Origin of the sequence: Streptomyces sp. LUP30 (genome assembly GCF_001746365.1) — a bacterium.
GTDB lineage: Bacteria > Actinomycetota > Actinomycetes > Streptomycetales > Streptomycetaceae > Streptomyces.
On record NZ_MJAJ01000111.1, the window covers coordinates 1 to 5339 of the forward strand.

A 5339-nucleotide genomic window follows, 5' to 3' on the forward strand; every position below is an offset into this window, starting at 1 on the left:
CGGCTCGCCCGAAGCCCTCACACCCCCCAACACCCCACCGACAGGCGCCGATTCACCCACCCCCACATCCACCAACACCACCCGGCCCGGCTCCTCCGCCTGCGCCGAACGCACCAACCCCCACACCGCAGCCGCCACCGGATCCACCCCACCAGACCCACCCCCGACACCGACGTCCACCGCACCCCGCGTCACCACCACCAGACAACCCGAACCCGAACCCGAAGACGTCAAGAACGACTGCACCGCTGACAGAACATCGGCGGTGACCCGGCGAACATCCTCGCCACCAACAGAAGCCGACTCCACCTCCAACACCTCCACACCAACCGCAGCCTCCGCGTCCTCACCCACCGGCAGAGACGACCACTCCACCCGGAACAACGCATCACCACCACCGCCACCGGCCGCCCTCAACTGCTCCTCGGCGACCGCCCGCAACACCAGCGACTCCACCGACGCCACCGGAACACCCTCACCGTCGGCCAGGTCCAGCGACAGCGACTCCGCCCCCGTCGACCTCAACCGCACACGCAACGACGAAGCACCCGAAGCATGCAGGGACACACCACTCCACGCGAACGGCAGGAACAACCCGTCGCCGGCGGACTCGCGTGCACCGGAGAAGGCCCCGGCGTGCAGCGCGGCGTCCAGGAGCGCCGGGTGCAGACCGAAACCGGCAGCCGAGTCCGCCTCTCCCGCCGGCAACGCGACCTCGGCGAACACCTCGTCGTCCCTGCGCCACACCGCACGCAGGCCCTGAAACACCGGCCCATAGCCATACCCTCGGGCGCCCAGCTCTTCGTACAGGTGCGACACATCCACAGCCACCGCGCCCTCCGGCGGCCATACACTCAAACCCTCGCCCGCCGCAGGCACATCCTCACCAAGCAGCCCACTTGCATGGCGTACCCATGCCGAATCCACATCGGCGTCATCAGCCCGCGAGTACACCGCGATCGGCCGGACTCCGCTGCCGGTGTCCTCACCGACCGACACCTGGACACGGACCGCACCCTCGTCGGGCACCACCAGCGGAGCCTCGATCACCAGCTCCCGCAGCACCCCAGCACCGACCTCGTCACCCGCACGGACAGCGAGCTCCACCAGAGCAGCGCCTGGCAGCAGCACCACACCGGACACCGCGTGGTCCGCCAACCATGGCTGCGCTGCCAGTGACAGCCGACCGGTGGCGACGACACCACCCGTCTCGGGTACACCCACCACGATGTCGAGCAGCGGATGTCCGGCGGCCAGGGCCGGGTCTCCGCCGGAAACCGTCGGGTTCAGCCAGAACCGCTGCCGCTGGAAGGCGTAGGTGGGCAGGTCCACCCGCCGGACGTCCGTTCCGGCGAACACCTTCTCCCAGTCCACCTCGACACCACGGGCATGCAGCTGCCCGAGGGTGTTCATCAAGGCCCGGTCCTCGGGCACGTCCCGTCGCAGGGAGGGCACGCAGTCCTGGGCCACCATCGCCGACAGCACACCGTCAGGACCCAGCTCCAAAAACGTGGAGACCTTCAACTCCCGCAACGCCTGGACCCCGTCATGGAAACGGACCGTGCCGCGTACGTGCTCCACCCAGTACTCCGGCGAACACAACCGACCCGCCTCCGCCACCTCACCGGTCAGGTTCGACACCACCGGCAGCACAGGCTCGTGAAACGTCAGCCCCGCCACAACCCGACGGAACTCCTCCAGCATCGGATCCATCAACGACGAATGGAAAGCGTGCGACACCCGCAACCGCTTCATCCGCCGGCCCTCGAAACCAGCCACCACCCCCGCGNAAACGTCAGCCCCGCCACAACCCGACGGAACTCCTCCAGCATCGGATCCATCAACGACGAATGGAAAGCGTGCGACACCCGCAACCGCTTCATCCGCCGGCCCTCGAAACCAGCCACCACCCCCGCGACCGCATCCTCAACACCCGACAGCACCACCGAGGACGGACCGTTCACCGCGGCGATGCTCACACCCTCCGACAGCAGAGGCGTGACCTCGTCCTCGGTCGCCTCGACCGCGAACATCACCCCGCCTGATGGAAGGGCCTGCATGAGTCGGCCCCGCGCCACCACCAGAGCCGCCGCATCCTCCAACGACCACACACCCGCCACAAACGCAGCCGTCACCTCACCGATCGAATGCCCGGCAAGACAGTCGGGACGTACACCCCACGACTCCACCAGCCGGAACAACGCCACCTCGACGGCGAACAGCGCCGGCTGCGCATACCGCGTCTCGTCCAGCAGGTCCCCGCCCTCGAAGACCAGCTGCTTGAGCGAGCGACCGAGCTCCTTGTCCACGGCCACACACACCTCGTCGAAGGCCTCCGCGAACACCGGGAACACGGCATGCAGTTCACGCCCCATCCCGACCCGCTGAGAACCCTGACCCGTGAACAACACACCCAGACGCCCCGGAACCACCGCCTGCGGCTCCACCGACGCGAGATGCTCACGCGCCTCAGCCACCGAACCCGCCACCACCACCGCACGATGATCGAAATGGGCTCGGGTCGTCGCCAGCGAATACGCCACATCCGCCAGGCTCAGTTCGGGCTGCTCCTGCAGGAGATCGGCCAGCCGTGCCGTCTGCGCACGCACCGCCTCCGGCGACCTGCCCGACACCACCAACGGCACCACACTGTCCGGCGCCACACCATCCGCCACCACCGCACGCTCCACCGGAGCCGCAGACTCAACGCCCTCCAGAATCACGTGCGCATTCGTCCCACTGATACCGAACGCCGACACACCAGCACGCCGAGGACGGTCCGGTGCCGACGGCCACTCCCGCGACTCCGTCAGCAGTTCCACCGCGCCCGCCGACCAGTCCACCTTCGGCGACGGCTCGTCCACGTGCAGCGTCTTCGGCAGCACACCGTGCCGCATCGCCTGCACCATCTTGATCACACCCGCCACACCAGCGGTGGCCTGGGTGTGACCGAGGTTCGACTTCACCGAGCCGAGCCATAGCGGTCGGTCCGCCGGACGGCCTTGTCCATACGTCGCGATCAACGCCTGCGCCTCGATCGGATCACCCAGCGAGGTACCCGTACCGTGCGCCTCCACCGCGTCGACGTCCGTGGCGAGCAGTCCGGAGTTGGTCAGCGCCTGGCGGATGACACGTCGCTGGGAGGGACCGTTGGGCGCGGTGAGACCGTTGGACGCACCGTCTTGGTTCACCGCGCTGCCGCGCACGACCGCGAGGACGTCGTGGCCGTTGCGCCGCGCGTCCGACAGACGCTCCAGAAGCAGCAGGCCCACGCCCTCGGCCCACGACGTACCGTCCGCACCCGCCGCGAACGCCTTGCAGCGAGCGTCGGCCGCCAGGCCCCGCTGTCGCGAGAAGGCCACGAACGCACCCGGCGTGGCCATCACTGACACGCCGCCGGCCAGCGCGAGCGAACACTCACCGCTACGCAGGGCCTGGGCTGCCAGGTGGATGGCGACCAGCGCGGAGGAGCAGGCGGTGTCGATGGAGACGGCGGGGCCCTCGAAACCGAACGTGTACGAGACACGGCCGGAAGTGACGGCGCCGGCGCTGCCGGTCAGGGCATACCCCTCGGTGCTGGACTCGCCCCCCTCAAGGCTCGGGATGTAGTCCTGGGGTTTGGTACCGGCGAAGACTCCGACGTTGCGGCCTCGCAGCGAAGTCGGGTCGATGCCCGCCCGCTCGAAGACCTCCCAGGAGGTCTCCAGCAGCAGCCGCTGCTGCGGATCCATCGCCAACGCCTCACGCGGGCTGATTCCGAAGAAGGCGGCGTCGAACTCAGCGGCGTCGGTGACGAAGCCGCCTTCCCTGACGTACGACTTCCCGGGGCGCTCAGGGTCGGGGTCGAACAACCCGTTCACATCCCAGCCGCGGTCGGTCGGGAAGGCCGAGATTCCGTCGGTTCCCGCTGCGACCAGCTCCCACAGGTCCTCGGGCGAGGACACCCCTCCCGGGAGACGGCAGCCCATGGCGACGATCGCGATCGGGTCGGTCTTCTCGGACTCGACCTCGCGCAACCGCTTGCGCGCCTGGCTGAGATCCGCGAGGGCTCGCTTGAGGTAGTCGCGCAGCTTGTCGTCGTTCGTGCTCATCGAAAAGTCCTTCTGCTCAACAGGTGTGGGGGCCGGCGCAGCTGTCAGGAAGTCCCGAGTTCGTTCTCCGCGAAGCTGAAGAGTTCGTCGTCGGAGGCGGAGTCGAGGTCGAAAGCACCCTCGTCCTCCGCCGCGGCACCGGACGCCGCATACCGGGTGGCCAGGGTCTGGAGGCGCTTGGCCATCTGGGTCATGACGTCGTCCTCCAGGGACGTACTGCTCAATGCGGCCTCAAGGCGATCGAGTTCGGCGAGCACCGACATCGGCGACACACCCAGTTGTTCCAGCAGGACATCGGCGAGCGCGGCCGGCGTCGGGTAGTCGAACACCGCCGAGGCGGGAAGCTGGAGCCCCGTGGCCGCCGTGAGCCGGTTGCGCAGTTCCACACCTGTGAGTGAGTCGAAACCGAGGTCCTTGAAGGCACGGTCCGGCGCGATGGCATCCCGCCCGCGGCGGCCCAGTACGGTTGCGACGTCGGCGCTCACCAGGTCGAGAAGGGCGCGCTGCCGCTCGGACTGCGGCATCTTCGCCAGCCGGTCGGCCAATGACTCCCCCGCCATGTTGCCGAGGCCGCCGGCGGCACTGACACGGACGGTTCGGCGTGGCCTGCGGACCAGGCCCCGCAGCATGGACGGCACCTGGTCGGCGGCCGCCTGCTCAGCGAGCGTCGCGAAGTCGAACTTGACCGGTACCAAAGCCGGTTCACCAACGCGCAGGCCGGCGTCGAAGAGCGCCATACCCTCCTCGACCGACAACGCACGAATACCGCCACGGCTCAAACGAGCCTGGTCCGACTCCCCCAGCGACCCCGTCATCGCACTCGACGCACCCCACAAACCCCACGCCAGCGACACGGCGGGCAGCCCCTGCGAGCGGCGCCACTGAGCGAACGCGTCCAGGAACGCATTCGCCGCCGAGTAGTTGCCCTGCCCCGGACCACCCAGCACACCCGACGCGGAGGAGTACATGACGAAGGCGTCCAGGTCCAGGTCCCGCGTCGCCTCGTGCAACGCCAGCACCGCATCCACCTTCGGACGCAACACCGCCGCCAACCGCTGCGGCGTCAACGAAGCGATCACACCGTCATCCAGCACACCAGCCGTATGCACCACCCCCGACAAGGGAGCACCATCAGGCACCTCCCTCAACAACCCGGCCAGCGCCTCACGGTCGGCCACATCACACGCCGCCACGACCACCCGCGCACCCAACCCCTCCAACTCCGCCTTCAACGCCACCGCACCCGCA

The 5339-nt window shown here is 68.7% G+C and carries 2 protein-coding genes and 1 pseudogene; all 3 read right to left on the reverse strand.

Translation table 11 applies throughout. From position 1 onward, the window contains the following. Positions 1-1755, reverse strand: a 1755-nt coding sequence (locus BG482_RS45750) for a polyketide synthase dehydratase domain-containing protein (protein ID WP_370745960.1), incomplete at its 3' end; no start/stop codon positions are given. A 35-nt stretch (positions 1756-1790) separates the two neighbouring features. Then, positions 1791-4139, reverse strand: a pseudogene (locus tag BG482_RS45755) (type I polyketide synthase); the annotation flags it as partial. Continuing rightward, positions 4136-5339 (reverse strand): type I polyketide synthase (locus BG482_RS39790; RefSeq protein ID WP_141746731.1); only part of this gene is annotated, 1204 nt, incomplete at its 5' end. The gene BG482_RS39790 and the pseudogene BG482_RS45755, both read right to left, overlap by 4 nt.